Origin of the sequence: Streptomyces bluensis (assembly GCF_014650715.1) — a bacterium.
Lineage (GTDB): Bacteria > Actinomycetota > Actinomycetes > Streptomycetales > Streptomycetaceae > Streptomyces > Streptomyces bluensis.
On sequence record NZ_BMVM01000008.1, the window covers coordinates 95,347 to 121,494 of the forward strand.

Here is a 26,148-nt window from a genome sequence, read left to right on the forward strand (position 1 = left end):
CCAAGAACTCTGCATGACGTTATACAGGCCGGGCAAGGGACACCTCATGATCCAGTTCGAAGCGGTCCACAAGCGCTTCCCGAACGGCACGACAGCGGTCCACGACCTCACCCTGGAGATGCCGGAAGGCGGCGTGACCGTCCTCGTGGGATCTTCCGGTTGCGGCAAGACGACCACCCTCAGGATGATCAACCGGATGGTCGAGCCGACCTCCGGCACCATCCGGGTCGGCGGCAAGGACGTCCTGGCGCAGGACGCCGCCGAGCTGCGCCGCTCCATCGGGTACGTCATCCAGCAGGCGGGGCTCTTCCCGCACCGTACGGTCCTCGACAACATCGCCACCGTGCCGCTGCTGCTCGGCTGGGGCCGGCGCAGGGCACGGGCGCGGGCGGCCGAGCTCCTGGAGACCGTCGGCCTGGCCGCCGACACGGGCAAGCGGTTCCCGCACCAGCTCTCCGGCGGCCAGCAGCAGCGCGTCGGCGTGGCCCGCGCGCTCGCCGCGGACCCGCCCGTCCTCCTCATGGACGAACCCTTCGGCGCCGTCGACCCGGTAGTGCGCACCCAGCTCCAGGACGAGCTCCTGCGCCTGCAGAAGGAGCTGAGCAAGACCATCGTCTTCGTCACGCACGACATCGACGAGGCGGTCCGGCTCGGCGACCGCATCGCGATCTTCCGCACGGGCGGCCACCTCGTCCAGTGCGCGCCCCCGGCCGAACTGCTCGCGAGCCCCGCGGACGACTTCGTCACGGACTTCCTGGGCTCGGAACGCGAACTGAAGCTGCTGTCGCTGACCTCTCTGAAGGACGTACCGCAGACGCGCGCGACACCCCTGCGCGCCGACGAGCCGGTCTCCGCCGTGTCCGGCGACGGCGGCCGCTGGCGGCTGGTCACCTCGGCGGCGGGACGGCCGCTGGGCTGGCTCGACACGGACGCGCTGCCCGCCACCGGCACCGCCGGTGAGGCGCCCCTGACGCCCGCCAGGGCCCTGCGGGACACCGACTCGCTCCTGTCCGCGCTCAACGAGACCATCGCGTCGCCGAGCGGATGCGTGGCGCGGGTGGACGCGGACGGCGCGGTCACCGGGGTCACCGCCCGCGAGGAGATCCACGCCCGCGCGGCCGCGGCGCACGCCGCGGCCGGCGCCGGTGCCGCGCGCACCGCGGATGCCACACGTACCGCGCACGCCGAGAGCCCCTCCTTCGCCACCACCGCCACTCCCACGGAGCGCCCGGCATGACCATCGACTGGTCGTGGATAGGCGACCACACCGACGACCTGACGACCCTCTCCGTCTCCCACCTCCAGGCCGCCCTGTCCGCCGTCTTCCTCGGGCTGCTGATCTCGCTGCCCCTGGCTGTGATCGCGCACCGGATCCGCCCCCTGCGCGGCTTCCTCCTCGGCCTGTCCAACGTCCTCTTCACGATCCCGTCGATCGCGATCTTCGTGCTGCTGCTGCCGGTGAGCGGACTGACCCGCACCACCACCGTGATCGGCCTGACGATCTACACCCTGGTCGTCCTGCTGCGGAACACGGTCGAGGGCCTCGACTCGGTGCCCGCGAAGACGAAGGAGGCCGCGAAGGCCATGGGCACCCGCCCCCTGCGCACCCTCCTCACCGTGGAGCTGCCCCTCGCCCTCCCCGTGATCATGGCGGGCGTCCGGATCGCGACGGTCATGTCGATCTCGCTGGTCTCGGTCGCCACGTACATCGGCGACGGCGGCCTCGGCCAGCTCTTCACGGACGGCTTCCAGCGCAACTTCCCGACCCCGGTGATCGCCGGTGTCGTCCTGACCCTCCTCCTGGCCCTGGTCGCCGACGCGCTGCTGGTGGCCCTCCAGTACGTCCTCACTCCGTGGACCCGGAAGCGGGGTGCCTGACACCGTGTACGAGCTCTTCAAGAACCTCGGCGTGTGGCTGACCAGCGGCGAGCAGTGGTCCGGCGCGGACGGCATCGCTCACCGTCTCGCCGAACACCTCCAGTACTCGCTCCTCGCCACCCTCATCGCGGCGGTCATCGGCCTCCCCCTCGGCCTGCTCATCGGCCACACGGGCAGGGGTGCGTTCGTCGCCATCAACCTCGCCTCGTTCGGCCGGGCGCTGCCGACCGTCGGGCTGGTCGTCCTGGTGTTCCTGGCCAGCGGCCTGTCGATGTGGCCGGTGTACGTCGCGCTGGTCGCCCTGGCGGTCCCGGCGATCGTCACCAACACGTACGCGGGCATGACGGCCGTCGACCCGGACGTGAAGGACGCGGCGCGCGGCCAGGGCATGCGGGCCCACCAGGTCCTCTTCCAGGTCGAACTCCCGCTGGCCCTGCCCCTGATCATGACGGGCCTGCGTCTGGCGCTGATCCAGGTGGTGGCCACGGCCACGATCGCCGCGTACGTCTCCTTCGGCGGCCTCGGCCGCTACGTCTTCGACGGGCTCGCCCAGCGCGACCTGGTGCAGGTGCTCGGCGGCGCGGTCCTGGTCGCCCTGGTGGCCGTCGTCCTCGACCTCGCCCTGAGCGGCCTCCAGCGAGCCCTGTTCCTCCCCCACTCTCGGCTTCGCTCAAGCGGGGGGACCCCCACCCGCCCGGCGTAACGAACGCCTCGCGCCCCTCCCTCGCCTAAGGAACCCTTCCCTGTGCCTAAGGAATCCCTCTCATGAACCGACGCGCTCTCCTCGGCGGCCTCTTCGCCGCCGCCTCCGTGCCCGCCCTCGCCGCGTGCAGCAGCGGCATCACGTCCCTCCAGGGCGAGGGCACCGTCGGCGCGGGCCCCGGCTCCAGCAAGGACGGCATCACGATCGGCACCGCCAACTTCACCGAGAACCAGGTGCTCGGCTACCTGTACGCGGCCGTCCTCGAAGCAGCCGGTGTGAAGACCACCGTCCGCCCCAACCTCGGCACCCGCGAGATCCTCATCCCCGCGCTCAAGGGCGGTGACATCGATCTGCTCCCCGAGTACCAGGGCGCCCTGCTCCACTACGTCGCCCCCAAGTCGACGGCCACGGAGGAGGGCGAGATGCAGAACGCCCTCACCGTCGCGCTCCCGGCCGGCCTCCAGGTCCTGCCGTACGGCATGGCGGAGGACTCCGACGCCTTCGTGGTCACCCGCGAGACCGCCAAGAAGTACGGCCTGACGAGCCTCGCCGACCTCACCAAGCAGAACGGCAAGCTGGTCATCGGCGCGGCAGCCGAGGTGAAGACCCGTGAGGTCGGTGTGGTCGGCCTCAAGGACGTGTACGGCGTCGAGTTCAAGGAGTTCAAGTCACTCGACTCCTCCGGGCCGCTGGTCAAGGGCGCCCTGAAGAAGGGCGACGTGGACGTGGCGAACCTCTTCACCACCGACACCGACATCCAGGCCAACGACTGGGTGGTCCTCACCGACCCGAAGAACCTCATCCCCGGCCAGCACGTCGTCCCCCTGATCGCCGACCGCAAGGCCGACGCCCCGGTCCGCAAGGCCCTCGCCGAACTCGGCAACGTCCTGACGACGAAGGACCTCACCGAGCTCAACCGCCAGGTGGACAAGCACAAGAAGGACCCGGACGACGTGGCGAACGCGTACGCGAAGCGGCACGGCCTGGCGAAGTAACCGCCCGCCGAAGTGGCGGGAGCGGGAGCCGGGGCCCGGCCCAGCCCGGACACGGGGGCTAACCCCAGTGCCCCCGCACCAGCGGCTGCCTACCGTGGACTCCATGACCGGTAACGGAGCCCGCGACGCCGAACTCAAGGACGCCGAAATCAAGAAGGAACTCGCCGCCACCCTGCACGCGCGGAGGGACCTGGGCGAGGAGTACGAGTCGGCGCTGGTCGAGTCGTTCCTGGAGAAGGTCGATCAGCGCCTCGACGACGCGGTGGACCGCAGGGTGCGCCGCCAGCTCGCGGAGCAGCAGATGGTCGTGGCGCGCGGCGGCCGTTCTCCGGGCTCCACCGACGGCGACGCCTGGGGCGAGCGCTTCGGCTTCGGGATCGTCTCCCTCGTCCTGGCGATCCCGCTGTCGGCCATCGGTGGCGGCGTCGCGGATCTGCCCGGCCTGTTGGTGGCCTGGGCGGGCATCGCCGCCGTCAACGGAGCCTGGGCCTTCCGCAACAGCCCGCACTTCGGCCGCCGGGGCAAGAAGCCGACTGACTCGGACTGGGAAGAGTAGCCGTCAGCAAGCGCTTTGGCGGGGACCGCCGCACCCCCGTTACCGGGGGGCGGGACGACGGCGGTCCCCGCAAGGGACGCGGGCCGGGTCAGGGCCGGGCTTACGCGTCCTTGGCGTCCATGGAGGTCCGGGAGCCGCTCCGGAGGTCCTTGGCGCCGTTTCGGTTGTCGGCCGGGGCGGGGAGCCGCTCCCGCCCTGCCGACACCCACCAATCTGCCGGATCCGTGTTAAGCGTGTGCTGCGCGGACGTGACGCCCTCGTACCACTTCCGCGAAGTTCTACGCGGGAAGACCCCGATCGCACGAACAGACCCGCCCCACCCGGCCGAAACCGGAAGAACCCTGCTCGGCGTTACTGCTTGGCGCCTCCCTTGGCGAGGAACGCGAGCAGATCCTGTCGGCTCACGACCCCGGTCGGCTTGCCCTCGACGAGGACGATCGCCGCGTCGGCGGCGCCCAGCACGGACATCAGGTCCGCCACCGGCTCGCCGGAGCCGACCTGCGGCAGCGGCGGCGACATGTGCTTCTCCAGCGGGTCGTCGAGCGAGGCACGCTGGGTGAACAGCGCGTCGAGCAGCTCCCGTTCGACGACGGATCCCACGACCTCCGCGGCCATCACGTCCGGGTGGCCGGCGCCCGGCTTCACGATCGGCATCTGCGAGACGCCGTACTCCCGCAGCACCTCGATCGCCTGACCGACCGTCTCGTCCGGGTGCATGTGGACGAGCGAGGGGATGGAACCGCCCTCCTTGTCGTGCAGGACGTCGCCGACGCGCGCGCTCGGGCCCTCGTCCTCCAGGAACCCGTAGTCCGCCATCCACTCGTCGTTGAAGATCTTGCTGAGGTACCCGCGCCCGCTGTCGGGCAGCAGCACGACCACGACGTCGTCGGGGCCGAGCCGCTCGGCGACCCGCAGGGCGGCCACGACGGCCATTCCGCAGGAGCCGCCCACCAGGAGCCCCTCCTCCCTGGCGAGCCGGCGGGTCATCTGGAAGGAGTCCTTGTCGGACACGGCGACGATCTCGTCGGCGACGGTCCGGTCGTACGCGGTCGGCCAGAAGTCCTCGCCGACGCCCTCCACGAGGTACGGCCGCCCGGACCCGCCGGAGTACACGGACCCCTCGGGGTCGGCGCCGACGACCCGCACCCTGCCGTCACTGACGTCCTTCAGATACCGCCCGGTCCCCGAAATCGTCCCGCCGGTGCCCACGCCCGCCACGAAGTGCGTGATCTTCCCCTCCGTCTGCTCCCACAGCTCGGGGCCCGTGGAGTGGTAGTGGGACAGCGGGTTGTTGGGGTTGGAGTACTGGTCCGGCTTCCACGCGTCCGGGGTCTCGCGCACCAGCCGGTCCGAGACGTTGTAGTACGAGTCGGGGTGCTCCGGGTCCACGGCGGTCGGGCACACGACGACCTCGGCGCCGTAGGCACGCAGCACGTTGATCTTGTCGGTGCTCACCTTGTCCGGGCACACGAAGATGCACTTGTACCCCTTCTGCTGGGCCACGATGGCCAGCCCGACACCCGTGTTGCCGCTGGTCGGCTCAACGATCGTGCCGCCGGGCCTCAGCTCACCGCTCTTCTCCGCGGCCTCGATCATGCGCAGGGCGATGCGGTCCTTCACGGAACCGCCCGGGTTGAAGTACTCCACCTTGGCCAGGACGGTCGCCTGGATGCCCGTGGTCACGCTGTTGAGCCTCACCAGCGGGGTGTTGCCGACGAGACTGATCATCGAGTCGTGAAAGTGCACCGTTGTCTCCGGAGCTGCAAAAAGGACGGGTTGTATGATTCCGCCAGCCTAAGCCCCTCCGGCAGGTGTTAACGCACTGTTGAGATTGGCTGACGCCCTGTGCGGGGCAAGGAGTGGGTGTACGGCTACGAGGAGGTGGCGGCGACCCATGACGAGCATGTCGAGGGCGCGGGTGGCCCGGCGGATCGCTACAGGCGCGGCGTACGGAGGCGGTGGGATCGGGCTGCTGGGCGCGGCGGCAGTGGGTGTGCTGCTGGCCGAGGTGCAGATGGCCAAGCGGGTCGTGGGCAACGGCCACAGCCCGCACCCGCCCAGCGCGGAGGGGCTCTACGGACGCGCGTACGAAACTCCTCACGACCCCCCGATCCTCCTCGCCATGCTCGGCGACTCCACGGCGGCCGGCCAGGGCGTGCACCGGGCGCGGCAGACTCCGGGCGCCCTGCTGGCCTCGGGCCTCGCGGCGGTGGCGGAACAGCCGGTGCGGTTGCGGAACGTGGCCCTGCCGGGAGCCCGGTCGGACGACCTGGACCGCCAGGTGTCCCTGGTCCTTTCGGAATCGGACCGTGCCCCCGACGTCTGCGTCATCATGATCGGCGCGAACGACGTCACCCACCGGATGCCGCCGACCCGCTCCGTCCGCCACCTCTCGGGCGCGGTCCGGCGGTTGCGCACGGCGGGCGCGGAGGTGGTCGTGGGCACCTGCCCCGACCTGGGCACGATCGAGCCGGTCCAGCAGCCGTTGCGCTGGCTGGCCCGGCGGGCGTCGCGCCAACTGGCCGCGGCGCAGACGATCGGTACGGTCGAGCAGGGCGGGCGAACCGTTTCGCTCGGCGATCTCCTGGGCCCGGAGTTCGCGGCGAACCCGCGGGAGCTCTTCGGCCCGGACAACTACCACCCCTCCGCCGAGGGCTATGCCACGGCAGCGATGGCCCTCCTGCCCACGATCTGCGCCGCGCTGGGCCTCTGGCCGGCGGAGGAGGAGCGTCCGGACGTGTCCCGCCACGAGGGGTTCCTGCCGGTGGCACGGGCTGCGGCGGAGGCCGCGTCGGAGGCGGGCACGGAGGTCGCGGCGGCGATGCCCACCGGGCCGCGGGGCCCGTGGGCCCTGCTCAAGCGCCGCCGCCGTCGCCGCGTCTCCGCGTCGGACCCCACCCCGGCCCCCACAGCGGAACCATCAACCTGACACCGCCCCTGCCCGGGGGCATTCCGCCCCCGCCATTCCTCTGCCACCGGGCGGCGCTCCGCCCCCCGCCCCCGACACCGGGTGACGCTCCGAACCGCGCCCCCGACATGCAGGTGGCGTTTCGCCCCCGCCGCCCTGCGGCACCGGGCGGCGCTCCGCCCGCGCCGCCCCCTGGTGTCGGGTGGTGTTCCGCGCCCCGACACCGGGTGACGCTCCACCCCGCCCCCCGCCGGCCCTGACACAGGTCGTGTATTCGCCCCCGCCGCCCCTACCCGTCCCATCCCAGGCTCCGCCCCTTCGACCCCGCCAAGGGGGCTCCGCCCCGGACCCCGGACCCCGTTTCGGGGGCCAGCCCCCGGACCCCCGCTCCTCAAACGCCGGAGGGGCTGGATTGTGCGGCCGGGGCTGGAATGTGCGGCCGGGGCTGGGGTTTTCGGCCGAGGCCGGGCACCCCCAGCCCGTCCGGCGTTTGAGGACGAGGCCGTTCAGGCCGGCAAGCGGGGGTTTGGGGGCGGCAGCCCCCAGGGATGGGACGGGTAGGGGCGGCGGGGGCGAGAAAAGCAAGCGCTTAGAAAAATGCGGCCGGACTCACACCACCACGCCCGTGACCTCGACCGTACGTACGGGTAACTTCCCACACAGCCCTGCCCACCCACCCACTCAACGAATCACCCGCCCCCACCCGACCACCACCCCTCTCGCCTGGAGCCGTGATGCCCGAAGCCGTCATCGTCTCAGCCGCCCGCTCCCCCATCGGCCGCGCTTTCAAGGGCTCCCTCAAGGACCTGCGCCCCGACGACCTGACCGCCACGATCATCCAGGCGGCACTCGACAAGGTCCCCGCACTGAACCCGAAGGACATCGACGACCTGATGCTCGGCTGCGGCCTCCCCGGCGGCGAGCAGGGCCACAACCTCGGCCGTGTCGTCGCCGTACAGATGGGCATGGACCACCTCCCGGGCTGCACCATCACCCGTTACTGCTCCTCCTCGCTCCAGACCTCCCGCATGGCCCTGCACGCCATCAGGGCGGGCGAGGGCGACGTGTTCATCTCGGCCGGCGTGGAGATGGTGTCCCGGAGCGTCAAGGGCACCAGCGACGGCATGCCCGAGACCCACAACCCCTTCTTCGCCGACGCCGAGGCCCGCACGGCCGCCGTCGCCGAGTCCGAGGGCGCGACCTGGCACGATCCGCGCGAGGACGGCCTGCTCCCCGACCCGTACATCGCGATGGGCCAGACCGCCGAGAACCTGGCCCGCCACTGGGGCGTCACCCGCCAGGAGATGGACGAGTTCGGCGTCCGCTCGCAGAACCTCGCCGAGGAGGCCATCAAGAAGGGCTTCTGGGAGCGCGAGATCACCCCGGTGACGCTCCCCGACGGCACGGTGGTGAGCAAGGACGACGGCCCACGCTCCGGCGTCACCATGGAGGGCGTCGCGGGCCTGAAGCCGGTGTTCCGCCCGGACGGACTGGTCACCGCCGGCAACTGCTGCCCCCTGAACGACGGCGCCGCCGCCCTCGTCATCATGTCCGACACGAAGGCGCGCGAACTCGGCCTGACCCCACTCGCCCGGATCGTCTCCACGGGCGTCTCCGGACTCTCCCCGGAGATCATGGGGTACGGCCCGGTCGAGGCCAGCAGGCAGGCCCTCTCCCGCGCAGGCCTCACCATCGACGACATCGACCTGGTCGAGATCAACGAGGCCTTCGCCGCCCAGGTGATCCCCTCCTACCGCGACCTGGACATCCCCCTGGACAAGCTGAACGTGAACGGCGGCGCCATCGCCGTCGGCCACCCCTTCGGCATGACCGGCGCCCGCATCACCGCCACGCTGATCAATTCACTCCAGTTCCACGACAAGCAGTTCGGCCTGGAGACGATGTGCGTCGGCGGCGGTCAGGGCATGGCGATGGTCATCGAACGCCTCAGCTGAAGCACCCCGACCGCACCCCCTACCGCACCCCGGCCGCACCCCCACCGCACTCCGACCGCACCCCTCGGTCACCCCTACTGAACCCAGCGTCACCTTTGGCCCGGAACCTCGACACCACCGGGGTTCCGGGTCGTTTTGTAATCCAATCTCCCCCAGGATGTGACCTATCTCCCCCAGAAGGGTGACTCAGCAGGTCAGACGCACTTTGCCACCAAACATCAGCCCTGGAATCCTGCCCGTTTCGTGACGTTACGCACTGACAGCTGGTTAGTCCGCCCTTCAAGCTGATGTAGGAAGTCGGGGGTCGACTTTGAACCGGGAGTACGTCAGTGAGCGCCATGCCGATTGCTCTGCTGCTCACCACGGCCGCCACCACGGTCGTGGGCGTCGCCGTGCTGCGCAGCCTGCGGGGGCTGCGCCGGCAGATCGCGGCCCTGCACACCGAGCTCACCGCGAGCCGCGCCACGCACGCGCGGCCTCTCGTACCCGCCGCCCGCCAGGCCTCCGACACGGACGAGATACGCACCGCCGTCGCCGAGGCCCTCGCGGAGGAGCGGGAGCGGGAACTGGCGGAGGCCAGGGCCTTCTGGGCCGCCCAGGAGTCGCGTGACGTCTCCGACGCGGCCTCCCCCCTGCTGGGCCTGCCCGACAGCGAGCCGTATCTGCCGCGGCCGTCGGACTTCGCCGGCCTGGAGCACCTGGAGCCGGTGCCCGAGCCCGGCGTGGAGGGCGACGAGTTTCCCGGCGACTCCCCGGAGCTGGCCGCGGCCCGCCGCCGTCACCCCTCCCACCCGGACTTCGTGCCGACCCCCTCGCCGGTCGTGAACGACCATGAGCGCACGGTCGCCTGCCTGGAGGAACTCGCCACCTCCCGCACCGAACTGGCCGACGTCCGCCCGGGGCCACTGGGCACCCTCGACGTGTACGTCTTCACCGACGGCACGACCCTGTGCATGACGCCGGGCCACCGCGAGACCGCCGAACGCCTGGCCTCGGCCCTGCGCACGGGCCACGCCCCCGTCCTCCTGGGCGGCTCAGGCGTCTCGGGCGCCTACACGCTGACGTTCCAGTGCGGCGAGGAGAACGTCTACATCCTGGCGGACAGGGTCATCGCGTCCCTGTAGAGCACCTCGTAGGACGCACCCCCTGAACGCCTTCGCGTAGGACGCACCCCCTGAACCGCCGCGCGCCTCCGCTAAACCGCCGCGCGCCTCTGCGCCTCCTCCACCAGCCCCACCGCCTCGGCCAGCTCGGCCTCGTTTCTCAGCACGATCGCAAGATCGTTCCCGGCGACCATGATCTGATCAGCCGCGGCGAACATCCCCGCATCCGGCATCTCCCGGGGCTCCGCATCCGGCTCCTCCAGCCGCTGGGCACGCCGTGCCAATTCCCTGGCCAGCGCCAGGGCCTCGGCCGCAGCGCCCCGCTGCAACCGGCTCTGTGGAGCGGCCCTCAAACGATCAGCGAAGTGATCCACTGCACGGGTCAGAGGCGTCGTATCAAGCACGTCGCGAGACTACGCGCCCGAACAGGAGTGTTGCCAATACGCCAACGCTCAGGCACGGTGACCTGAAGGACCGGCTTACATTCCATGCGTCCGGAGGCGCCGATGTCCCAAGTCTTCTCCGAGGAGACCCATCGCAATCTGCTCGCCCGCATCCCCCATTGCACCGGTCGTGAAGTCACCGACTGGCTTCGCGCTGTCGACGAAGGCCCTGCTCTCTTCAACTTCGAGGAGAAGGTCAGCTGGCTCCGGCACGAGCACAACCTCGCGTACGGCCACGCCAAGGCACTCATCCACGAGTACGACCTGAGGAGGGCCGCGCGCAAACTGCTCTGAGCGCGCTCCACCGGCACGCCGAGCATCGGACAAGACGAAGGGCCCCGGGAGCAAGCGCTCCCCGGGGCCCTTCACCGTGTCAGGACGTCAGCGGGACGCCGGACCGCTCTGGGCGGATCAGTCGTCGCCGCTGAAGATGGCGACCAGCCGCAGCATCTCGACGTAGATCCACACGAGGGTCATGGTCAGGCCGAACGCGGCCAGCCAGGCCTCCTCGCGCGGGGCGCCGTAGGCGATGCCGTCCTCGATCTGCTTGAAGTCGAGGGTCAGGAAGAAGGCACCGAGCAGGATCGCGAGGATTCCGACGATCGCACCGAGCGGACCCATGCTGCGCAGACCGCCGTCCTCGGCGACGCCGAACACGACCAGCAGCAGGTTGACCGCCATGACCAGCACGAACGCGATGGCGATGGTCATGCCGATGCGTGCGTACCGCGCGGTGACGCGGATCCAGCCCGCCTTGTAGACCAGCAGGGTGGCGCCGGAGACGGCCATCGTGCCGAGCACCGCCTGGAAGGGCGCACCGCTCCACTGCGTGTTGAACATCTCGCTGAGCACGCCCAGGAAGACGCCCTCGAAGGCGGCGTAGGACAGGATCAGCGCGGGCGATGCCTTGCTCTTGAAGCTCTGCACGAGGGCGAGGACCATCGCGATGAGCGCGGCGCCGATGGCCAGGCCGTAGCTGCTGGGCGACACCGGCAGGAGGGCCCACGCCAGGATGGCGCCGACGACGACCGTGCCGAGCGTCATGGCGGAACGGACGACGACGTCGTCCATCGTCATACCGCCGGTGCGGACCGGGGCCTGCGGCGGAGCGCCGTACTGCGGGGCCTGCTGGGCGTACGGGTTCGTCGCGTACGGGTTGCCACCCTGCTGGGCGTAGGGGTTGCCCTGGGTGCCGACGGCTGCTCCCCCGGCCTGCGGCGCGGTGTTGAAGCCCGCGTAGCCGTTGTCGCGGCTGAACCCCCGTCGCGAGAAGACCGGGTTGCTGCTCCTCATTTCACTCCTCCATGGCCACCCTGCGTGGCCTTGGCCTCAAGAGTAATAGGTGGGCAAAGGATTGACCCTAGTGCTTGGGGAGGATCTTTCCCTCGCAGTGACCAGAAACACGCTACGCGTCTGCCTGATTCCCCGCACCGGCCCCCCTCACCCATGACCAACCCGGTACAGACCCGGAACCGTCCGGAGATCAACGGCGGACGCCGGGTCGCGCCCCGCCTGCCCCCGGGCTGGTGCGCCGGTCGGGGCCCGCAGGAGGGGTTCGGCTCCGCGGTCAGTGCCCGGGGTGGGATTCGAACCCACACTCGTCCGCGTTTAAGGCGGTTGCGTCTGCCAGTTGCGCCACCCGGGCTGAGGGTCGTGCGGCGGCCTCCGGAACGGTGCTTCCCGTCCCAACGACCCACGGACAGCGCTGCGTTGCCAAGACGCCGGCACACGACATTACTGAAGCCATGTGACGGGCACTCACATACCCCTCAGCAAAGCATGATTCGGCAGCCACTGAGAGTGGTTTCCCCCGACAGACCCACCAGCTCGGTCATGTTCCCCTGGCATGTGCCCGCTCCGCGTCCAAGACCTGAAGGCTCGGCAGTAACAAAGCCTCCCCTAAGTCGCCCCCTGACACAGGAGGGAATTTGGTCAATGCATGACCGGTTGCCGTCCGGTCACGAAATGAGGACGCCCACCCGGGTGCACGGGGCGGGCGTCCGATCACGGGCCAACCGGATCGTCCGGCGGATGGGGGGGGATCCGGCGGCGCGGGTGGGGCAGGCGGATCCGGCGGCGGGGCGCACGGGTCGGGACAGAGCAGGGCCAACCGGCCGTTTCGCCAGGTCGGACGCTACCCCCGGTTGTGCCCGGAACCGGACTTGAACCGGTACGCCCGCGAGGGGCAGCGAGGTTTAAGCTCGCCGTGTCTGCATTCCACCATCCGGGCAGGCCAAGGGCTCCGCATCGAGGTCCCGAGCCTATCGGGACCCATCCCCCGAACAGCGGACGAGCGGACCGATGTTGTCTTATTTTATTGATGTCTGAGGGTGCATCAGCACTGGGTACACGCCATCCGCACTCGCCAATAGCCTTTCGGACCACCTCGCCGCCCGTATGCGGAATGACGGAATTTCACCGTCCGAACGAGCAGCCTCCACATCCTGCGCCACGGTCACACGCCCTAGGGGCCGTCCGTCATCCCCAGGTATGACACGGCGTCGGCACGTCCGCCCGCAGACGGCCCCCGGAACCGGAGCAGCGGCTGACTACAGGGCGCCCGGCGGCCAGGACGATGGGACACGTACCCCGAAAGCCGTCGTCCCGACAGGAGCACCTTCCGTGACCACCACTCCCATCGCCGAGCGGGCCACCGCCGTGGCTGCTCGGGCCACGGACCTCTCCAAGGTCTACGGACAGGGCGAGACCCAGGTGGTCGCCCTGGACCGGGTCAGTGTCGACTTCGGGCAGGCCCGGTTCACCGCGATCATGGGCCCCTCGGGTTCCGGGAAGTCCACGCTGATGCACTGCGTGGCGGGACTCGACTCCTTCTCCTCCGGCTCCGTCCGTATCGGGGACACCGAGTTGGGCTCGCTGAAGGACAAGCAGCTCACCAAGTTGCGCCGCGACAAGATCGGCTTCATCTTCCAGGCGTTCAACCTGCTGCCGACCCTGACCGCGCTGGAGAACATCACACTCCCGATGGACATCGCGGGCCGTAAGCCGGACAAGCAGTGGCTCGACACCGTCATCCGGATGGTCGGGCTCTCCGACCGCCTGACCCACCGTCCCGCCCAGCTCTCCGGCGGCCAGCAGCAGCGTGTCGCCGTGGCCCGTGCCCTCGCCTCGAAGCCGGACATCATCTTCGGCGACGAGCCCACCGGCAACCTCGACTCCCGCTCCGGTGCGGAGGTCTTGGGCTTCCTGCGCAACTCGGTCCGCGAACTCGGGCAGACCGTCGTCATGGTGACCCACGATCCCGTCGCCGCCGCGTACGCCGATCGTGTGGTCTTCCTCGCCGACGGCCGCATCGTCGACGAGATGCAGCAGCCGACCGCGGACACGGTGCTGGACCGCATGAAGCGGTTCGATGCGACGTCGCGCACCAGCTGAGCAGGGCGTCTCGTCTGCCGGGTCTTGTCGGTGGGCGGCTGCGGGTTCGTTGTGGCTGGTCGCGCAGTTCCCCGCGCCCCTTAAAAGACGCACCACCCGCCCGTAGGCGTCCACCTCCACACCCGAAGGCGCCCGACGACCCGCCACCAGCCCCAGCCTTCACCTCAACCCCAAACCCTGGACAGAGAACCCCATGTTCCGTACCGCCCTGCGCAACGTGTTCGCGCACAAGGCCCGGCTGTTGATGACCGTGCTCGCCGTGATGCTCGGCGTGGCGTTCGTGTCGGGCACGCTGGTCTTCACGAACACCATCTCGGAGGCATTCCAGAAGAGTTCCGCGAAGGGCTTCGACCACGTCGACGTCGCCGTCGCGCCCAAGTACCGGGAGGGCGAGGGCGACACGGTGGGCAAGTCCGCCGAGCTCACCCAGGACCTCCTCGACAAGGCCGAGCAGACCCCGGGCGCCGCGTCGGCCGTCGGCGTCGTCACCGGCTTCACCGCCCTCGCCGACAAGGACGGCAAGCTCATGGGCGACGGCTTCCAGTCGCGGGGCGGGAACTACTGGGGGGAGAAGGACTCCCGGTACCCCCTCGTGTCCGGGCGCGCCCCGAGCGGCAGCGGACAGGTCGCCATCGACTCCGCGACCGCCGCCCGCGCCGGCTACAAGGTCGGCGACACGGTCCGCCTCTCCGTCGACGGCCCCGTCCTCACTCCCACGATCAGCGCGATCTTCACCACGGACGACGGCAACGTCTCCGCGGGCGGCAGCCTCGCCCTCTTCGACACCGCCACCGCCCAGCAGCTCTTCGGCAAGAAGGGCACGTACGACGAGATCGACGTGAAGGCGGAGGCGGGCACCGGCCAGGCGCAGCTGAAGGCCGCGCTCGACAAGGCGCTCCCCAAGGACACGACCGAGACCACCACCGGCAGGCAGCTCGCCGACGACCAGGCCGAGTCGATCGCCGAGTCGATGAGCGGTCTGCAGCAGGGGCTGCTGGTCTTCGCCGGCATCGCCCTCTTCGTCGGCACGTTCATCATCGCCAACACCTTCAGCATGCTGGTCGCCCAGCGCACCAAGGAGCTCGCGCTGCTGCGCGCGGTCGGCGCCTCCCGTCGGCAGGTCACCCGCTCCGTGCTCATCGAGGCCTTCGTCGTCGGCACGGTCGCCGCCGTCACCGGTCTCGTCGCCGGCGTCGGTATCGGTGCCGGGCTGCGTTCCCTCATGGGCTCGTTCGACGCCCCGGTCCCTGACGGGCCGCTGGTCGTCACCCCGAGCACGGTCGGCGCCGCGCTCGCCGTCGGCATCCTCATCACGATGCTGGCCGCCTGGCTGCCCGGCCGCCGTGCCGCGAAGATCCCGCCGGTCGCGGCGATGAGCAGCGTGCACGCCAAGGCCACCACCAAGTCGCTGGTGCTGCGCAACACGATCGGCGCCCTGTTCTCCGCCGCGGGCATCGCCGTCGTACTGGCCGCGACGACCATGGACGGCACGGACGGTCAGGCCCCGATGGGTCTGGGTGCCGTCCTGCTGATCATCGGTGTCTTCGTCCTCACGCCCCTCCTCTCCCGTCCGGTCATCGCGACCGCGGCCCCCGCGCTGCGCGTCTTCGGGATCTCCGGCAAGCTGGCCCGCCAGAACTCGGTCCGCAACCCGCGCCGTACCGCCGCCACGGCCTCCGCGCTGATGATCGGCCTCACCCTGATCACGGGCATGACGGTGATGGCGGGCAGCCTGCAGACGTCCATCGACAAGATGGCCGCGTCGGCGATCAAGGCCGACTACGTCGTGTCGATGGCGAACGGCAATTTCCTCTCGCCGGACGTGGAGAAGAAGCTCTCGGACACCGGCTACGTCACCGCCACCAGCCCGCTGCGCAACGCGCCCTCCCGTATCGACGGCGAGACCGAGTACCTGACCGGCGTCAAGGGCAGCACGATCGGGAAGCTCACCGACCTCAAGGTCGACGACGGGGCCTTCGAGGTCGGCGGCGCCCGGGTCGTCGTGGACGGCGACACCGCCGAACGGCACGGCTGGAAGGCCGGGTCGGACTTCACGGTCTCCTACGAGGACGGCAAGAAGCAGCAGCTGACGGTCGCCGGGGTCTACGAGGCCAACGAGATGATGCGGGGCATCATGCTCGACCTCGGCACGCTCGCCCCGCACCAGTCGGACCCCACCGACATGCAGGTCATGGTGAAGACGTCCGACGGAGCGTCCGCCGCGACGAAGGACCGGCTGGAGAAGGCGCTCGGCAGCAACCCGGGCATCCAGGTCCAGGACAAGAAGGACATCTCCAACCGCATCGCGCAGATGTTCACGCTGATCCTGAACATGGTCTACGGCCTGCTGGCCATGGCGGTCCTCGTCGCCGTCCTCGGGGTCATCAACACCCTGGCCATGTCGGTCTTCGAACGCTCCCAGGAGATCGGGATGCTGCGCGCGATCGGCCTCGACCGCAAGGGGATCAAGCGCATGGTGCGGCTGGAGTCGCTGGTGATCTCGCTCTTCGGCGGTGTGCTCGGCATCGGCCTCGGTGTGTTCTTCGGCTGGGCGGCCGGTGAGCTGCTGGGCACCAGGTTGGCGACGTACGAACTGGTCCTGCCCTGGGCCCGGATGGGCGTCTTCCTGCTCCTCGCGGCCACGGTCGGCGTCCTGGCGGCCCTCTGGCCGGCCCGTCGCGCGGCCCGGCTCAACATGCTGGCGGCGATCAAGTCGGAGTAGGCAGGCCAGAAGGCAGAAAGCAGAAGCCGCAGTGGTCGTACGCGACCGGGGCCCCGTTCCGCACCAGCCGGAACGGGGCCCCTTCACGTACGTACCGTCACATGCGTACCTTCACGCACGCACCGTCACGAACCCCACGTACGGGACCGCAGCGGCATCCGCGCGTCGCCCGTCTCCGGGGTGCGGACCGCCAGGACCTGGTTGACGCCGATCCGGTTGCGCTCGAAGGACAGCGCGGAGGCCGCCATGTAGAGGCGCCAGACGCGGGCGCGGCCGGGGCTGGTGAGCCGGACCGCGTGGGCCCAGTCCGCCTCCAGGTTGGCGACCCAGCGGCGCAGGGTGAGCGCGTAGTGCTCGCGGATCGACTCGACGTCACGCACCTCGAACCCGGCCCGCTCCAGCTGGGTGACCGTGGTGCCGATGGGGGCGAGCTCACCGTCCGGGAAGACATAGGCGTCGATGAACTCGTCGACTGCGTACGTCGATTCGTCGCGCTGCGGGCGGCGGGCGATCTGGTGGTTGAGGAGCCGGCCGCCGGGCTTCAGCAGGCCGTACAGGCGGTCGGCGTACTCCAGGTACCGCTCGGCGCCGACGTGTTCCGCCATGCCGATGGAGGAGATCGCGTCGAACGGGCCGTCCGTGACGTCCCGGTAGTCCTGAACGCGGATCTCGACCCGGTCGGTGAGTCCCGCTTCGGCGACGCGCTTGCGGGCGTACGCGGCCTGCTCCTGGGAGAGGGTGACGCCGACGGCATGGACGCCGTACTCGCGGGCCGCGTGGATGGCCATGGAGCCCCAGCCGCAGCCGACGTCGAGAAGCCGGGCGCCGGGGGTCAGGCCGAGCTTGCGGCAGATGAGGTCGAGCTTGTCGGCCTGCGCGGCTTCGAGGGTGCCGTCCGGGGAGTCCCAGTAGGCGCACGAGTAGACCATCGACGGGCCGAGGACGAGCTCGTAGAAGTCGTTCCCCACGTCGTAGTGATGGCTGATGGCGCGTCGGTCGGTGCGCCTGGTGTGCCGATGGTGGCTTCTGCGGACCTCCTCGCGGGGCGGAGCGGGCGGCAGCGGCGGCCCGGCCATCCGGACGAGGCCGCGGACTGCGGCGCGCACCTCGGGGTCGCGCAGGGCTCCCCCGAGCCCCCGGGCGTCCTCCCCGCGCTCCCATACGAGCCCCGCCAGCAGGTCGAGCGTGGCGTAGAGGTCTCCCTCGATGTCCAGGTCTCCGGCGACCCAGGCCCGTGCCAGGCCCAGCTCGCCCGGTTTCCACAGCAGTCGGCGCAGGGCGCGGCGGTTGCGTACGACGAGGGTCGGGGCGCCCGGGGGTCCTGCCTGCGACCCGTCCCAGGCCCGGATACGCACCGGGAGCGGAGTCCCCAGCAACTGTTCTGCGAATCTGTCCAGCCGCGACGCGGCGTCGGCCATGGCGCACACCTCCGTGACGATCGATCCCGGAATGTCCAGCACCACGTAAACACCCGTGGTGCTGGGCCGCAGTCCCCCATCAGCGTTACAGCTGTGCAAAACGTTTACGCGGCCTCTGGGGCTTCGTCCGGTTCCGCAACGCCGAAGGGGCCGCCCGCACCACGGATGGCGGACGGCCCCTTCGGGGCGTGCTGGTGACCGAAGGTCAGGAGGCCTTGGCCTTCTCCGGTGCGTTCTCTGCCCTCACGGCGTGCGCGGGAGCGGGCTTCGCGGCCTCGTAGAACTCCTCGCGCGGGTTCTCCATGGCGCCGAGGGAGACGACCTCGCGCTTGAGGAACATGGCGAGCGTCCAGTCGGCGAAGACGCGGATCTTGCGGTTCCAGGTCGGCATCGCCATACCGTGGTAGCCACGGTGCATGTACCAGGCGAGACGGCCCTTGACCTTGATCTTCATCTTGCCCATGACGATCATCGCGACGCCCTTGTGGAGGCCGAGACCCGCCACCGCGCCCTTGTTGGCGTGGCTGTACTCCTTCTGCGGGAAGCCCCGCATGCCGGAGACCACGTTGTCGCCGAGGACCTTCGCCTGGCGCAGCGCGTGCTGGGCGTTCGGCGGGCACCAGGCGTTCTCCACGCCGGCCTTGCGGGCGGCGACGTCCGGCACCTGGGCGTTGTCGCCGGCGGCCCAGATGTAGTCCGTGCCCGTGACCTGGAGGGTGGGCCGGCAGTCCACGTGACCGCGCGGGCCGAGGGGCAGACCGAAGCGCGAGAGCACCGGGTTGGGCTTCACGCCGGCCGTCCACACGATGGTGTTGGAGTCGACCTCAAGGCCGTTCTTCAGCACCACGTGTCCGTCGACGCAGGAGTCCATGGAGGTGGAGAGGTAGATCTCGACCCCGCGGCTCTCCAGGTGCTCCTTGCCGTACTGGCCGAGCTTGGGGCCCACTTCGGGGAGGATCTTGTCGGCGGCGTCGACGAGGATGAACCGCATGTCCTCGCGGGAGACGCTCTTGTAGTACTTGGCCGCGTCCCGGGCCATGTCCTCGACCTCGCCGATGGTCTCCGCACCGGCGAAGCCGCCGCCGATGAAGACGAAGGTGAGCGCCTTGCGGCGGATCTCCTCGTCGTTGGTGGAGTCGGCCTTGTCGAGCTGCTCAAGAACGTGGTTGCGCAGGCCGATGGACTCCTCGATGCCCTTCATGCCGATGCCCTGCTCGGCGAGGCCGGGGATCGGGAAGGTACGGGAGACCGCGCCCATCGCGACGACCAGGTAGTCGAAGGGCAGTTCGTACGCCTCACCGACCAGCGGTGCTACCCGTGCGACCTTGCGGTCCTGGTCGATGCTGGTGACCCGGCCGGTGAGGACCTCGGCCTTCGGCAGCACGCGTCGCAGCGGGACGACGACGTGGCGAGGCGAGATGCTTCCGGCGGCGGCTTCGGGAAGGAAGGGCTGGTAGGTCATGTACGACCGGGGGTCGACGACCGTGACGGTCGCCTCTCCGTAGCGCATCTTCTTGAGGATGCGCCGAGCTGCGTACAGGCCTACGTACCCACCGCCTACTACGAGGATCCTGGGACGCTCCGTGGTGCTCATGGCATCGAGTATGTACCCGCCCCGAGGGGGGTCCTCGTGCGCCCCTTCACAAGGTTCACTCACCCCTGTGCTACACTCCGCGGCTCGCGTGACGCAGATCATGATCCGGCGGGGGAACCACCGTGCGGGGCGGACCGTTGTCAATGCCGCGTGAGCTGCCGCTCCGGGCCGAACGGCCCCTTGTGGGCCGCCCCGTTCACCTCTCCGCTACTCCCCCTGGAAGCCCGGAGGGCCGCCTTTCTGAACGCGTTCAGGGGCCCGTTCACCCCTTGAAGAGGTCAACCGGCCCCCCTTCCTCGCCCTAGGGGGGCCAATTCCTTGTGAAGAACTTCACGAAGTTTTTGGGCGGTGCCTTACCGAGAGGTGTTCCCGCGCTCCGGCGCACCCCTCGGCGGCGCTCATACGTTGTCCGACCTGCTCAGCAGAGTGCCCGGATGCGCAGGTTCCTTCTCCCTCTCCGCGTCCTCCGCCGCGGTGAAGGCGATGCCGTCGAGGATGTCGTGCTCGCTGACCACGACCTCCTCCGCACCGATCCGCTCCATGATCGACAGCAGGACGAGGGCGCCCGCGCCGATCACGTCCACCCGGCCCGGATGCATGGACGAGACCGCCGCGCGCTCGGCGTGGGTGGAGCGCAGCAGCCACTCGGTGATCTCGCGGACCCGGTCGCGGGAGACCCGGGAGTGGTGGATGGCGGCCGAGTCGTACGCGGGCAGGTCCTGCGCGATCGCCGACACCGTCGTCACGGACCCCGCCAGCCCGACCAGTGTGCGCGCCTCGCGCAGCGGCACCGTCTCCTCGGCGAGGTCGAGGGCCGCCTCGATGTCGGCACGTATCGCCGCGATCTGCTCCTCGGAGGGCGGGTCGCTCACCGCCCCGTCGTGCACCAGGTGCCGTTCGGTCATCCGCACGCAGCCCACGTCGACCGAGCGCGCCGCGCGCACACGGTCGTCGCCGACGACGAACTCGGTCGATCCGCCGCCGATGTCCACGACCAGGAACGGGCGCTGCAGGTCCTGCCTGCCCGCCAGTTCCCTGGTCGCGCCGGTGAAGGAGAACTCCGCCTCCTGGTCGCCGCTGACGACCTCGGGTTCGACGCCGAGGATGTCGAGCACCCCGCGCACGAACTCGTCCCGGTTCTCGGCGTCGCGGGACGCGGAGGTGGCGACGAAGCGCAGCCGCTCGGCACCGTGCTCCTCGATGACGGCCGCGTACGCGCGGCAGGCGGCGAAGGTGCGCTCCAGCGCCTCGGGGGCGAGCCGGCCGGTGCGGTCGACGCCCTCGCCGAGCCGGACGATCGTCATGCGGCGGTCGAGCTCGACGAGTCCACCGGTCTCGGGGCTCGCCTCCGCGACCAGCAGCCGGATCGAGTTCGTACCGCAGTCGATGGCGGCGACACGGGTCACTGGCCGTCCTCCCGCCCAGCCGTCACGTCCACAGCCTTCGCGTCCACAGCCGTCACGCACGGGCCCTTGCGCCACCACTCCGGCAGCATGGCGAGCGCCTCGTCACCCAGGGGGTTCACGCCCGGCCCCGCCGCCAGCGAGTGCGCCACGAGCACATGCAGGCACTTCACCCGGTCCGGCATGCCCCCGGCGCTCGGGAACCCCTTCAGCTCCTCGATCTCGTCACGGCGCCGGATGTAGTCCTCGTGCGCGGCGCGGTACGCGGCGGCCAGCTCGGGGTCCGTGCCCAGCCGCTCCGTCATCTCCTTCATCACGCCGTTCGCCTCCAGCGTGCCGATCGCGGAGGCGGCCCGCGGACACGTCAGGTAGTACGTCGTCGGGAACGGCGTACCGTCCGGCAGCCGGGGCGCCGTCTCGACCACGTCGGGCTGCCCGCACGGGCAACGGTGCGCGATCGCGCGCAGCCCGCGCGGCGGGCGGCCGAGCTGCTGCTTGAAGGCCTCTACGTCCGCGTCGGTCGGCTCGGTGCGCGGGGTGGAAGGCGGGGGTGTTTCCATGCCTGCTGCTCAGGTCTCTCTCGTCAGCTCTCAAGGTTCTCAACGGTCGGCGGCGTCGGCCTTGTCGATCCCGTCCCAGACGCCCGCGTACCAGGGGCGATCGGCCGCCCCCCGCGTCGTACGCGACTGCTTCGCCACGTCCGGGTCGATCACGATGTAGCCGGTCTCGCCGGGCATCACATAGTGCAGCCGCTGCCGGATCTGCTGCTCGGCGTACGCGTCGTCCTGCCAGCGCGCCTTGAGGTCGCGCAGCTGCTCGACCCGCTCGCGGGCCTCGTCCCGCCGCTGCTCCAGCTCGGCGATCTCGGCGCGCTGGGAGACGTACTGCCTTATCGGGTACGCCAGCGCCACGATCAGCGAGCAGAGCACGAGCGCGAGCAGGGCGGCCCGCCCGGTCAGCCGGGAGCGGCGGGCCTGGCGTCTGGTCTGGGAGCGGTAGACGCGGGCCGCCGTCTGCTCGCCTAGCAGTCGCAGCCTGGTCGTGGTGGAGAAACGGTCCCGGTCCTTGACGGCCATTCAGCCTCTCCGCCTCCGCTCGCCTGTGTGCTTTCTGCGTGCTTCCTACGCGCGTACGTCCCCGCACACGGTACGGGACCGGGCACGGGGACGTACGGAGGACTGGCCAAGCCCTGCCCGTGGGCGGCTCAGCGCTTGATCAGCTCTTGAACCTGATCAGCCCTTGAAGCGGGGGAAGGCACTGCGGCCCGCGTACACCGCCGCGTCGTCGAGGATCTCCTCGATGCGCAGCAGCTGGTTGTACTTGGCGACGCGCTCGGAGCGGGCCGGGGCGCCGGTCTTGATCTGGCCGCAGTTGGTGGCAACGGCCAGGTCGGCGATGGTGACGTCCTCCGTCTCGCCGGAGCGGTGGGACATCATGCACTTGAAGCCGTTGCGCTGGGCCAGCTCGACGGCGTCCAGGGTCTCGGTCAGCGAGCCGATCTGGTTCACCTTGACCAGCAGGGCGTTGCCCGCGCCCTCCTCGATGCCCCGGGCCAGGCGCTCGGGGTTGGTGACGAACAGGTCGTCGCCGACGAGCTGGACCTTGTCACCGAGCTTGTCGGTGATGGTCTTCCAGCCCTCCCAGTCGTCCTCGAACAGCGGGTCCTCGATGGAGACCAGCGGGTAGGCGTCCACCAGCTCCGCGTAGTACTCCGTCATCTCGGCGGCCGAGCGCTCCTTGCCCTCGAAGACGTAGGAGCCGTCCTTGTAGAACTCGGACGCCGCGACGTCGAGCGCGAGGGCGATCTGCTCGCCGGGGGTGTAGCCGGCCTCCTTGATCGCCTCCAGGATGAGGTCGAGGGCCTCGCGGTTGGAGCCGAGGTTCGGGGCGAAGCCGCCCTCGTCGCCGAGGCCGGTGGCCAGGCCCTTGCTCTTCAGGACCTTCTTCAGGGTGTGGTAGACCTCGGCGCCCCAGCGCAGGGCCTCGGAGAAGGTCTCCGCGCCGATCGGGGCGATCATGAACTCCTGGATGTCCACGTTCGAGTCGGCGTGCGAGCCGCCGTTCAGGATGTTCATCATCGGCACCGGCAGCAGGTGCGCGTTCGGGCCGCCCAGGTAGCGGAAGAGGGGGAGGTCGGACGCCTCGGAGGCGGCGTGGGCGACGGCGAGGGAGACGCCGAGGATGGCGTTGGCGCCGAGCGAGCCCTTGTTGTCGGTGGCGTCCAGGTCGAACATCGCCTGGTCGATCAGGCGCTGCTCGGTGGCGTCGTAGCCGACCAGCTCCGGACCGATCTGCTCGATCACGGCCAGGACGGCCTTCTCGACGCCCTTGCCGAGGTAGCGGTTCGAGTCGCCGTCGCGGAGCTCGATGGCCTCGAAGGCGCCCGTGGAGGCGCCGGACGGGACGGCGGCACGACCGGTGCTGCCGTCGTCGAGGCCGACCTCGACCTCGACCGTGGGGTTGCCTCGGGAGTCCAGGATTTCCCGGGCTACGACGACGTCGATGGACGGCACGAGCATCTCCTTCTGGATGTGACGCGGTACGCGGGCCGTGGTAGCCCTGCGGGATGAGCCTAACCGGCTCCGGGGGATCAGCCAGTCTCCCGCCCACCCGGTGGACCAAACCGAGAGTAAATTGTTCCTGAACTGAACAAAATGGGGGCGTCCAGCGGGCTGAGTCAGCGGGGCACAGGGCGCGCACAAAAAGCCCCGCCCCGGTGCGTACGGGGGAATGCGCACCGAGGCGGGGAGCCCGTGGGGACAGGGGGGAGGCCTCACGAGGCGTCCCTGTGAAGGAACACGGATGTGAGGGCGCCGTGGTTCAGCGGTGAACGCGCCTGTTCTCAGCGCAGGTGCAGCTGCTGACCGGGGTAGATGAGGTCGGCTTCGTCGATGATGTCCTTGTTCAGCTGGAAGAGCTTGTGCCAGCCGCCCTTGACCTTCTTCTTCTCGGCGATGCCGCTGAGGGTGTCGCCCTTGACGACCTTGTACTCGCCGTCGCCCTTCTTGACCTTCTTGCCGGTCGGGGTCTCCACGGTGGCCCGCTCCGAGGCGCGCGAGGCGCGCTGCTCCTGGCCGCTGGAGCTCTTGGTGCTCTGGTCGGCGGTGCCGGAGTTCGAGGACGAGCCCGAGTCCGAGTCCGAGGAGGAGCCGGAGTCCGAGGAGGAGCCGCCACCGTCGTACGCGGCGCTGGACAGACCCGTGCCGCAGTTCGGCCAGGCGCCCTTGCCCTGGCCCGCGAGGACCTTCTCGGCGATCTCGATCTGCTGGGCCTTGCTGGCCTGGTCGGCGGTGGCGGCGTACTGCGTACCGCCGTACGCAGCCCAGGTGGAGGCGGAGAACTGAAGACCGCCGTAGAAGCCGTTGCCGGTGTTGATGGACCAGTTGCCGCCGGACTCGCACTGGGCGACGGCGTCCCACTCGGAGGCGGTGGCGGCGGAAGCGGTGCCGGTCACGAGCAGCGGGGCGGCGATGGCGGCACCGGTGACTCCGGCGAACGCGGCGAGCCGGGCGGCCTTGGACGGACGGCGGTGCTTGCCCTTGCAGGAAGACAGCATGGAGTGATCCCCTCACCGACGCCTACGAGGTGAGCTGTCGGGTTCGGGCCGGTTGAGTTGCCCGGCCGCGCGATGTGGCCGCGGATGACCTCCGCTGCCGCTTCCGCGCGGCTTCACCCCAAGCCGTCCCCGGTCGTCTCCCAACTCCCGGGTCCGGCGCCTACCTTGGGTCCCCCGCTCCTGCCCGCGGCGCTTGACGCGACGACTGTTCCCGGGCGGCCACTGGCAGGATTCGGCGTTGCGGCAGCCGGGGCTCGCGGTGGCGAGCGGTCTTGACCGTAGACACGCGATTCGCGGAATTTCAAAGACGATCAGGGCTTCTGAGATCTATCTCTCACCGCGTTCAAAACGGACATTCAGAGGCGAACCGGTGTGCGAACTCCCGCCGTTCTCCGCCCTATTCGGCGGGGAGTTGCAGCGTCCGACCGGGGACGATGTTGTCCGCGTCGCCGCCGATGGCCTGCTTGTTCGCGTCGTACAGCGCACGCCATCCGCCGTCGAGGTCAAGGGAGTCGGCGATGGACGCGAGGGTGTCGCCGGGGCGCACCGTGTACGCATGGCGGCCGGAGGAGGCTTTGACGCTGTCGGCCGCGGCCTCGTCGACACTGGCGCCGCGATGACGGCCGGCACCGCCCGCGCCGCTGTCGGCCGTGTCACTGCCGACGACGCCGGTGTCGACGAGGCTCCAGGAGCCCACCGTCTGCTCCGACTTGTCCGAGTCGTCACCCTCCGCGGCTTCTATGGGCGAGCTGTCGGGCGACCGTGAGGCACCGGCGTCGGAACGGGGAGGCGTGCCGGACCTCGCAGAACCGTCCGCCGGGGCGGACGCGGAGGGCGAAGACGCAGGATCCGGAGAGGTCTCGGACGACGGATCCGATGAGTCCGATGAACTGGTGGAGCCGGACGAGCCAGACGAACTGGATGACTTGGACGACTCGGGAGACTTGGACAATCCGGAGGAAATAGATGATCCCAATCCGTCGGAGGACGAGTCGCCGGCAACCCCGGTGTCGACGTCGACCGAGCCCGACTCCTGGGTGAGCCCGTGGAGCAGTCCACAGGTACGCCACGCACCGACGCCCTGGTCCTGAAGGATCTTCTGGGCGACGGCGATCTGCTGGGAACGGCTCGCCAGATCGGCGCTGGAGGCGTAGTCGAGCCCGCCGTACTTCTCCCAGTCCTCCTGGGTCAACTGCAGGCCGCCGAAGCGCCCGTTGCCCGTGTCGGCGCTCCAGGAACCGCCGCTCTCGCACTCGGCCACGCTGTCCCACACGGTGCCGTCGGCGGCACTCGCCCCCGTGGCGCCGAGGAGCGGAATCGCGATGGCGGAGCCGGTCACACCGGCCGCGACGAGAAGAGCCGGCGCCTGACGGGGGCGACGGTGACGACCGTTCCCGGAGAGCATGCGGGGACCTTTCGCGAGACAAAAGTGACCGGCGCGACGGATGGTGCGCGTCACGCTGCCCGGTGAACGTATCGGCACTCTTCGGCTTGTCACAAGTTCATGCCGCGCAGATCACG

General features: G+C 70.1%; 22 protein-coding genes, 2 tRNA genes and 1 riboswitch. Of the genes, 11 read left to right on the top strand and 13 right to left on the bottom strand.

All coding sequences use genetic code 11. The features are described 5' to 3' along the window. Window positions 1-46 precede the first annotated feature (46 nt). The 5 genes from IE262_RS20755 (at window position 47) to IE262_RS20775 (ending at window position 4,132) form a co-directional block, all read left to right on the top strand. A complete protein-coding gene (locus IE262_RS20755; RefSeq protein WP_189875525.1) occupies window positions 47-1,237 on the top strand; it encodes an ABC transporter ATP-binding protein in 1,191 nt (396 codons plus the stop codon). Beyond that, on the top strand, window positions 1,234-1,878 hold the full coding sequence (locus IE262_RS20760; RefSeq protein ID WP_134038914.1) for an ABC transporter permease: 645 nt from the start codon (window positions 1,234-1,236) through the stop codon (window positions 1,876-1,878). The genes IE262_RS20755 and IE262_RS20760 overlap by 4 nt, the downstream gene beginning before the upstream one ends. Before the next feature lie 4 nt (window positions 1,879-1,882). After that, complete coding sequence (locus IE262_RS20765; RefSeq protein ID WP_134038966.1) at window positions 1,883-2,581, top strand: ABC transporter permease; 699 nt, start codon at window positions 1,883-1,885, stop codon at window positions 2,579-2,581. 62 nt (window positions 2,582-2,643) lie between these two features. Beyond that, window positions 2,644-3,576 (top strand): ABC transporter substrate-binding protein, encoded by a 933-nt coding sequence (locus IE262_RS20770; protein WP_189875527.1) that lies wholly within the window; start codon window positions 2,644-2,646, stop codon window positions 3,574-3,576. Between the two features lie 103 nt (window positions 3,577-3,679). Continuing rightward, window positions 3,680-4,132: a hypothetical protein gene (locus IE262_RS20775; RefSeq protein WP_189875529.1), complete on the top strand. Its 453-nt coding sequence runs from the start codon at window positions 3,680-3,682 to the stop codon at window positions 4,130-4,132. Window positions 4,133-4,483: 351 nt separating this feature from the next. Here IE262_RS20775 and IE262_RS20780 read toward each other — a convergent pair whose 3' ends face one another. Beyond that, window positions 4,484-5,878, bottom strand: coding sequence for a cystathionine beta-synthase (locus IE262_RS20780; protein WP_134038911.1), 1,395 nt, complete (start codon window positions 5,876-5,878; stop codon window positions 4,484-4,486). Between the two features lie 148 nt (window positions 5,879-6,026). On the opposite strand from IE262_RS20780, the gene IE262_RS20785 reads away from it, so the two are divergent. From IE262_RS20785 to IE262_RS20795, 3 genes are all read left to right on the top strand, one after another. Further along, the gene (locus IE262_RS20785; RefSeq protein ID WP_189875532.1) at window positions 6,027-7,061 is read left to right on the top strand and encodes an SGNH/GDSL hydrolase family protein; all 1,035 of its coding nucleotides are present in this window, start codon (window positions 6,027-6,029) and stop codon (window positions 7,059-7,061) included. A 713-nt stretch (window positions 7,062-7,774) separates the two neighbouring features. Beyond that, the gene (locus IE262_RS20790) at window positions 7,775-8,995 is read left to right on the top strand and encodes an acetyl-CoA C-acetyltransferase (RefSeq protein WP_189875534.1); all 1,221 of its coding nucleotides are present in this window, start codon (window positions 7,775-7,777) and stop codon (window positions 8,993-8,995) included. A 338-nt stretch (window positions 8,996-9,333) separates the two neighbouring features. Then, on the top strand, window positions 9,334-10,119 hold the full coding sequence (locus tag IE262_RS20795; RefSeq protein ID WP_189875844.1) for a hypothetical protein: 786 nt from the start codon (window positions 9,334-9,336) through the stop codon (window positions 10,117-10,119). A gap of 71 nt (window positions 10,120-10,190) precedes the next feature. Here IE262_RS20795 and IE262_RS20800 read toward each other — a convergent pair whose 3' ends face one another. Then, window positions 10,191-10,502 carry a hypothetical protein gene (locus tag IE262_RS20800; RefSeq protein ID WP_166681689.1) on the bottom strand — a complete coding sequence of 104 codons (312 nt, stop codon included), beginning with the start codon at window positions 10,500-10,502 and terminating at the stop codon, window positions 10,191-10,193. 102 nt (window positions 10,503-10,604) lie between these two features. Between IE262_RS20800 and IE262_RS20805 the strand changes: the two genes are divergently transcribed. Then, window positions 10,605-10,835, top strand: coding sequence for a DUF4287 domain-containing protein (locus tag IE262_RS20805; RefSeq protein WP_134038908.1), 231 nt, complete (start codon window positions 10,605-10,607; stop codon window positions 10,833-10,835). A 117-nt stretch (window positions 10,836-10,952) separates the two neighbouring features. Here the strand turns inward: IE262_RS20805 and IE262_RS20810 are convergent, their stop codons facing one another. The 3 genes from IE262_RS20810 to IE262_RS20820 form a co-directional block, all read right to left on the bottom strand. Further along, window positions 10,953-11,834 carry a Bax inhibitor-1/YccA family protein gene (locus tag IE262_RS20810; RefSeq protein WP_134038907.1) on the bottom strand — a complete coding sequence of 294 codons (882 nt, stop codon included), beginning with the start codon at window positions 11,832-11,834 and terminating at the stop codon, window positions 10,953-10,955. A 278-nt stretch (window positions 11,835-12,112) separates the two neighbouring features. Further along, window positions 12,113-12,186, bottom strand: a tRNA-Leu gene (locus IE262_RS20815). A 502-nt stretch (window positions 12,187-12,688) separates the two neighbouring features. Beyond that, window positions 12,689-12,771, bottom strand: a tRNA-Leu gene (locus tag IE262_RS20820). A 392-nt stretch (window positions 12,772-13,163) separates the two neighbouring features. Between IE262_RS20820 and IE262_RS20825 the strand changes: the two genes are divergently transcribed. After that, on the top strand, window positions 13,164-13,934 hold the full coding sequence (locus IE262_RS20825; RefSeq protein WP_189875536.1) for an ABC transporter ATP-binding protein: 771 nt from the start codon (window positions 13,164-13,166) through the stop codon (window positions 13,932-13,934). A gap of 193 nt (window positions 13,935-14,127) precedes the next feature. Then, window positions 14,128-16,656 (top strand): ABC transporter permease, encoded by a 2,529-nt coding sequence (locus tag IE262_RS20830; RefSeq protein WP_189875538.1) that lies wholly within the window; start codon window positions 14,128-14,130, stop codon window positions 16,654-16,656. A 125-nt stretch (window positions 16,657-16,781) separates the two neighbouring features. On the opposite strand, the gene IE262_RS20835 is transcribed toward IE262_RS20830, so the two are convergent. From IE262_RS20835 to IE262_RS20870, 8 genes are all read right to left on the bottom strand, one after another. Further along, window positions 16,782-18,074 (bottom strand): class I SAM-dependent methyltransferase, encoded by a 1,293-nt coding sequence (locus IE262_RS20835; protein WP_134038904.1) that lies wholly within the window; start codon window positions 18,072-18,074, stop codon window positions 16,782-16,784. A 205-nt stretch (window positions 18,075-18,279) separates the two neighbouring features. Further along, complete coding sequence (locus tag IE262_RS20840) at window positions 18,280-19,668, bottom strand: NAD(P)/FAD-dependent oxidoreductase (protein ID WP_134038903.1); 1,389 nt, start codon at window positions 19,666-19,668, stop codon at window positions 18,280-18,282. A gap of 398 nt (window positions 19,669-20,066) precedes the next feature. Next, entirely contained in the window at window positions 20,067-21,074 is a 1,008-nt protein-coding gene (locus tag IE262_RS20845; RefSeq protein ID WP_189875540.1) for a Ppx/GppA phosphatase family protein, read from the bottom strand. Further along, window positions 21,071-21,631, bottom strand: a complete 561-nt coding sequence (locus tag IE262_RS20850; RefSeq protein ID WP_134038901.1) for a DUF501 domain-containing protein — start codon at window positions 21,629-21,631, stop codon at window positions 21,071-21,073. The genes IE262_RS20845 and IE262_RS20850 overlap by 4 nt, the downstream gene beginning before the upstream one ends. Before the next feature lie 39 nt (window positions 21,632-21,670). After that, window positions 21,671-22,147: an FtsB family cell division protein gene (locus tag IE262_RS20855; RefSeq protein WP_134038900.1), complete on the bottom strand. Its 477-nt coding sequence runs from the start codon at window positions 22,145-22,147 to the stop codon at window positions 21,671-21,673. Between the two features lie 156 nt (window positions 22,148-22,303). Then, a complete protein-coding gene (gene eno / locus IE262_RS20860) occupies window positions 22,304-23,584 on the bottom strand; it encodes a phosphopyruvate hydratase (RefSeq protein WP_134038899.1) in 1,281 nt (426 codons plus the stop codon). A 329-nt stretch (window positions 23,585-23,913) separates the two neighbouring features. Further along, the gene (locus IE262_RS20865; protein WP_189875542.1) at window positions 23,914-24,627 is read right to left on the bottom strand and encodes a LysM peptidoglycan-binding domain-containing protein; all 714 of its coding nucleotides are present in this window, start codon (window positions 24,625-24,627) and stop codon (window positions 23,914-23,916) included. Window positions 24,628-24,631: 4 nt separating this feature from the next. After that, a riboswitch (cyclic di-AMP (ydaO/yuaA leader) is annotated at window positions 24,632-24,829 on the bottom strand. A gap of 195 nt (window positions 24,830-25,024) precedes the next feature. After that, on the bottom strand, window positions 25,025-26,032 hold the full coding sequence (locus IE262_RS20870) for a transglycosylase family protein (protein ID WP_189875544.1): 1,008 nt from the start codon (window positions 26,030-26,032) through the stop codon (window positions 25,025-25,027). Window positions 26,033-26,148: the final 116 nt, after the last annotated feature.

Excerpts from the sequence above, each read along its gene's own strand:
- IE262_RS20755 (WP_189875525.1), top strand. The coding sequence starts at position 47 with ATGATCCAGTTCGAAGCGGTCCACAAGCGCTTCCCGAACGGCACGACA.
- IE262_RS20760 (WP_134038914.1), top strand. The coding sequence starts at position 1,234 with ATGACCATCGACTGGTCGTGGATAGGCGACCACACCGACGACCTGACG.
- IE262_RS20770 (WP_189875527.1), top strand. The coding sequence starts at position 2,644 with ATGAACCGACGCGCTCTCCTCGGCGGCCTCTTCGCCGCCGCCTCCGTG.
- IE262_RS20775 (WP_189875529.1), top strand. The coding sequence starts at position 3,680 with ATGACCGGTAACGGAGCCCGCGACGCCGAACTCAAGGACGCCGAAATC.
- IE262_RS20785 (WP_189875532.1), top strand. The coding sequence starts at position 6,027 with ATGACGAGCATGTCGAGGGCGCGGGTGGCCCGGCGGATCGCTACAGGC.
- IE262_RS20790 (WP_189875534.1), top strand. The coding sequence starts at position 7,775 with ATGCCCGAAGCCGTCATCGTCTCAGCCGCCCGCTCCCCCATCGGCCGC.
- IE262_RS20795 (WP_189875844.1), top strand. The coding sequence starts at position 9,334 with ATGCCGATTGCTCTGCTGCTCACCACGGCCGCCACCACGGTCGTGGGC.
- IE262_RS20805 (WP_134038908.1), top strand. The coding sequence starts at position 10,605 with ATGTCCCAAGTCTTCTCCGAGGAGACCCATCGCAATCTGCTCGCCCGC.
- IE262_RS20810 (WP_134038907.1), bottom strand. The coding sequence starts at position 11,834 with ATGAGGAGCAGCAACCCGGTCTTCTCGCGACGGGGGTTCAGCCGCGAC.
- IE262_RS20830 (WP_189875538.1), top strand. The coding sequence starts at position 14,128 with ATGTTCCGTACCGCCCTGCGCAACGTGTTCGCGCACAAGGCCCGGCTG.
- IE262_RS20835 (WP_134038904.1), bottom strand. The coding sequence starts at position 18,074 with ATGGCCGACGCCGCGTCGCGGCTGGACAGATTCGCAGAACAGTTGCTG.
- IE262_RS20840 (WP_134038903.1), bottom strand. The coding sequence starts at position 19,668 with ATGAGCACCACGGAGCGTCCCAGGATCCTCGTAGTAGGCGGTGGGTAC.
- IE262_RS20850 (WP_134038901.1), bottom strand. The coding sequence starts at position 21,631 with ATGGAAACACCCCCGCCTTCCACCCCGCGCACCGAGCCGACCGACGCG.
- IE262_RS20855 (WP_134038900.1), bottom strand. The coding sequence starts at position 22,147 with ATGGCCGTCAAGGACCGGGACCGTTTCTCCACCACGACCAGGCTGCGA.
- IE262_RS20865 (WP_189875542.1), bottom strand. The coding sequence starts at position 24,627 with ATGCTGTCTTCCTGCAAGGGCAAGCACCGCCGTCCGTCCAAGGCCGCC.
- IE262_RS20870 (WP_189875544.1), bottom strand. The coding sequence starts at position 26,032 with ATGCTCTCCGGGAACGGTCGTCACCGTCGCCCCCGTCAGGCGCCGGCT.